Here is a 5,126-nt window from a genome sequence, read left to right on the forward strand (position 1 = left end):
CCTCCGCCACCACCAGCCACTCACCGGACGGAACGGTCGCGGCGGCCTCCGGCAGGGGCTTCCACTCGACCCGGTAGCGCCAGCCGTCGACGGTGTGGCGCTCACGGCGGCGACGCCGCCAGGAGGAGAGCGCGGGCAGCACCGTGCCGAGGGAGGTGCGGACGCCCTGCTCGGCGTCGTCCACCTCCAGGGCCTCGGCCAGCGCGCCGAGGTCCTCGCGTTCCACGGCCTCCCAGAAGACCGCGCTGTCGAAGACGTCCCCGGCGGGCCCGTCGAGGGCCGGACGCGCCACGTGGCTGAGGTCGGGCCAGTAGGTCTCCTGCTGGAAGGCGTACGTCGGCAGGTCGACGCGCACGGCGCCGGTGCCGGCGAAGACGGCGCTCCAGTCGACGGCCGAGCCGTGGACGTGGGCGGCGGCCAGGGCGGTCAGCGCGGTCTGCGCCTCGCCCCGTCCGGTGCGCAGGGCGGCGGCGAAGGCCGCGGCGCCGGTCAGGCACTCCTGGGCCATGGCGGTGAGGACACCGTCCGGGCCCAGCTCGACGAAGGTGCTGACGCCCTGGGCCTCCAGGGTCCGCATGCCGTCGGCGAAGCGGACCGCCTGGCGCACGTGGCGCACCCAGTACTCGGGCGAGCACAGCTCCTCGGCGGTGGCGACCGAACCGGTCACGTTGGACACCACCGGGATGACCGGCTCGGCGTAGTCCAGGCCCTCGGCGACGGCCCGGAACTCCTCCAACATGCCGTCCATCAGCGGCGAGTGGAAGGCGTGCGAGACGCTCAGCCGCTTGGTCTTCCCGAACTTCCCGGCGATCGCCAGCACTTCGGCCTCGCCACCGGAAATCACCACGGAGGAAGGCCCGTTGATGGCGGCAATGCTGACGTTGTCCGTGAGCAGCGGCAGCACCTCGGCCTCGGTCGCCTTGACCGCCACCATCGCGCCGCCCTTCGGCAGCGCCTGCATCAGCCGGCCACGCGCCGCGACCAGGGTGACGGCGTCGTCCAGCGACAGCACCCCGGCGACATGCGCGGCCGCGATCTCACCGATCGAGTGGCCGACCAGGACGTCGGGGCGCACGCCCCAGCTCTCGAAGAGGCGGAACAGTGCGGTCTCCACCGCGAACAGCGCGACCTGCGTGTACTCGGTGCGCGCGAGAACGTCCGCGTCCTCGCCGAACACGACTTCCCGCAGCGGCAGTTCGACCCGCGCGCAGACGGCGTCGAAGGCGTCCGCGAACACCGGGAAGGCGTCGTACAGTTCACGCCCCATGCCCGGACGCTGGCTCCCCTGCCCCGTGAACAGGAACGCCAGCTTGCCGCCCGAGGCGGCACCCGTCACCAGCCCGGCGGCCGTGCCGCCCTCGGCCAGTGCCTCGACGGCGGCCAGCAGCTCGGCCGGGCCGTCCACGACGACGGCCGCCCGGTGCTCGAAGGCGGCCCGGGAGGTCGCGAGCGAGTACGCGAGGTCGGCGGCCGGCACGTCCGACCGGGTGCGCAGGTGGGCGGCCAGGCGGCGGGCCTGGGCGCGCAGGGCGTCGGGGGTGCGGCCCGACAGGACGACCGGCAGGTCGGCGGCCGGGGCCGGAACGGCCTCGCGGGCCGGCGCGTCGGTGTCCGCCGGGGCCTGCTCGATGAGGACGTGGGCGTTGGTGCCGGAGACGCCGAAGGAGGAGACGCCGGCCCGGCGGGGTTCGCCGGTCTCGGGCCAGTCCCGCGACTCCGTCAGCAGCTCGACGGCGCCGGAGGTCCAGTCGATGTGCGGGGACGGCTCGTCGACGTGCAGGGTCTTCGGGAGCACGCCGGCGCGGATCGCCATGACCATCTTGATCACGCCGCCGACGCCGGAGGCGGCCTGGGTGTGGCCGATGTTGGACTTCAGCGAGCCCAGCCAGAGCGGGCGGTCGCCGCTGCGCTCCTGGCCGTAGGTGGCGAGCAGGGCCTGGGCCTCGATCGGGTCGCCGAGCACGGTGCCGGTGCCGTGCGCCTCGACGGCGTCGACCTGGTCGGCCGTCAGGCCGGCGCCGGCCAGCGCCTGGCGGATGACGCGCTGCTGCGCGGGGCCGTTGGGGGCGGTCAGGCCGTTGCTGGCACCGTCCTGGTTGATCGCCGAACCACGGACGACCGCCAGCACCGGGTGCCCGAGGCGCTGCGCGTCCGACAGCCGCTCGACCAGCAGCACGCCGACGCCCTCACCCCAGCCGGTGCCGTCCGCGGCGCCCGCGAAGGACTTGCAGCGCCCGTCGACGGCCAGGCCGCGCTGGCGGCTGAACTCCACGAAGGCGGCGGGGGTGGACATGACGGTGACACCGCCGGCCAGGGCCATCGTGCACTCGCCGTTGCGCAGCGACTGGACGGCCAGGTGGAGGGCGACCAGGGAGGAGGAGCACGCGGTGTCGACGGTGACCGCCGGGCCCTCGAGACCGAAGGTGTAGGCCAGGCGCCCGGAGACGACGGCGGCGGCGTTGCCGGTGGCCAGGTAGCCCTCGGTCGCCTCGGCGGTGCTCATCAGGAGGGCGCCGTAGTCCTGACCGTTGGAGCCGACGAACACGCCGGCCTGGCTGCCCTTCAGGGTTGCCGGGTCGATGCCGGCGCGCTCGAAGGCCTCCCAGGAGGTCTCCAGCAGCAGCCGCTGCTGCGGGTCCATCGCCAGCGCCTCGCGCGGCGAGATGCCGAAGAAGCCCGCGTCGAAGCGGCCGACGCCGGGGAGGAAGCCGCCCTCGCGCGAGTAGGAGGTGCCCTGGTGTGCCGGGTCCGGGTGGTAGAGGGCGTCGAGGTCCCAGCCGCGGTCCTCGGGGAAGGTGCCGATGCCGTCGATGCCGTCGGCGACGATCCGCCACAGGTCCTCGGGCGAGCTGACGCCGCCGGGGTAGCGGCAGGCCATGCCGACGATGGCGATCGGCTCGTCGTCGGTCCGCGGGGTCGCGGCGGCGGGCACGGCGGCGGACTGCTCGCCGAGCAGGCGGGTCCGCAGGTGGGCGGCCAGGACCTCGGGGGTCGGGTAGTCGAAGACCAGGGTGGCCGGGAGGGAGAGACCGGTGCCGGCGGTCAGCAGGTTGCGCAGCTCGACGGCGGTCAGCGAGTCGAAGCCGAGGTCCTTGAAGGCGCGGCCGGACTCGATCTCGGCGGAGTCGGCGTGGCCGAGCACCGTGGCGACGTGGCCCCGGACGAGCCCGGTCAGCAGCTGCACCTGCTCGGCGGCGGCGAGCGGGGCGATCCGCTCGCGCAGCCGGCCGGCCTGGTCGGTGGTCTGCGCGGGCGCCTGCTCGGCGTCGAGCAGCGCCCGGACCTCGGAAAGGTCGGCGATCAGCGGGCGGTTGCGGCCGGCGGTGAAGGCCGGGGCGAAGCGCGCCCAGTCGACGTCGGCGACGGTCAGCGTGGCGTCGCCCTCGGAGAGGGCGCGGCCGAGGGCGGCCAGCGCCAGTTCGGGGGCGAGCGGCGGCAGGCCGCGGCGGCGCAGCTGCTGCTCGCCCTCGCCGTCGACCATGCCGCCGTCGGCCCAGGGGCCCCAGGCGACGGCGGTGGCGGCGAGGCCGCGGCCGCGGCGCTGCTCGGCCAGGGCGTCGAGGTAGGCGTTGGCGGCCGCGTAGGCGGACTGCCCGCCACTGCCCCAGACACCCGCGATGGAGGAGAAGAGGACGAAGGCGTCCAGCTCGGTGTCGCCGAGCAGCTCGTCCAGGTGCGCGGCACCGGCCACCTTCGCGGCCATCAGCTCGGCGGTCTCGGCGGCGTCGGTGACGGCGAGCACGGCCGAACCGGTCAGACCGGCGGTGTGGACGACGGCGGTGAACTCGTGCTCGGCGAGCAGCGCCTCGACGGCCGCACGGTCGGCGACGTCACACGCGACGACGGTCACCTCGACACCCGACGCGACGAGCTCCTCACGCAGTTCGACCGCACCCGGGGCGTCCAGGCCCCGACGGCTGGTCAGCACCAGGTGCCCGACCCCGTTGTCCGCCAGCCAGCGCGCCACCCGCGCACCCAGGGCGCCCGTACCGCCCGTGACCAGCACCGTGCCACGCGGCGACCACAAAGCGGCCGCCTCACCCGAACGACCGGCCCGCACCAGACGACGCACGAACACGCCCGAGGCGCGCACCGCGACCTGGTCCTCACCGTCCACACCCGCCAGCACAGCGGCCAACCGACCCCGCGCCCGGGCATCCAACACCTCGGGCAGGTCGACCAGACCACCCCAACGCTCCGGCGCCTCCAGCGCCACCACCCGGCCCAGACCCCAGACCTGCGCCTGCACCGCACTGCTCACCCGATCGGCACGACCGACCGACACCGCACCCCGCGACGCCAACCACAACGGCGCACCCACACCCGCGTCACCCAACGCCTGCACCAGCGCGATGGTCGCGGTGAAGCCGACGGACAGCACCGGCTGGCCGGCGTCCGGCTGCTCGGCGAGGGCGAGCAGGGACAGCACGCCGGACACCTCGGTGCCCTCGGCGGCGATCCCGGCCAGCAGCTCTGCCAGGCCCGCCCGGTCGGCGCCCGCCTCGATCTCGACGCGGCGCACCTCGGCGCCGCTCGCGGTGAGCGTCTCGGCGACGGCGGTGGCGGTGGCCTCGTCCAGGCCGGCCGGAACGGCGAGCAGCCAGGTGCCCGCCGGGGCGGCCGCCTGCTCACCGTCGACCGGCTGCCAGGTGACGTGGTACTGCCAACCGTCCACCGTGGTCCGGTTCCTGCGCTGCTCGCGCCAGGTGGAGAGAGCGGGCAGCAGGGTGCTCAGGGAGGACTGCACCAGCTCGTCGCCGCCGTCCACGGACAGCGTCATCGCCACGGCGGCGAGGTCACCGCTCTCGACGGCCGCCCAGAACGCGGAGTCCGTGCCGTCCACCGGCTCGAAGGCCGCCTCGGCGGCGTCGTTCGGCAGGTCGAGCCAGTAGCGCTGCCGCTGGAAGGCGTAGGTGGGCAGCTCGACGCGGCTCGCACCGGTGCCGTCGAAGGCCGGCGACCAGTCCACCGCGGCACCGTTCACGTGCGCGGTGGCCAGCGCCGTCAGCAGCGCCCGCTGCTCCGGGCGGCCGGCGCGCAGCGCCGGGGTGAACACGCCCTGCTCGACGCACTCCTGGCCCATGGCCGAGAGCACGCCGTCGGGGCCCAGCTCGACGAAGACGCTG

At 75.1% G+C, this 5,126-nt stretch carries 1 protein-coding gene; it reads right to left on the reverse strand.

Annotated features, from left to right (window positions below; translation table 11 throughout):
- On the reverse strand, nucleotides 1–5,126 hold a 5,126-nt coding region (locus tag ACWDBB_RS35905; RefSeq protein WP_449793605.1), incomplete at both ends, for an SDR family NAD(P)-dependent oxidoreductase.

The organism is Kitasatospora sp. NPDC001095, from assembly GCF_053598615.1.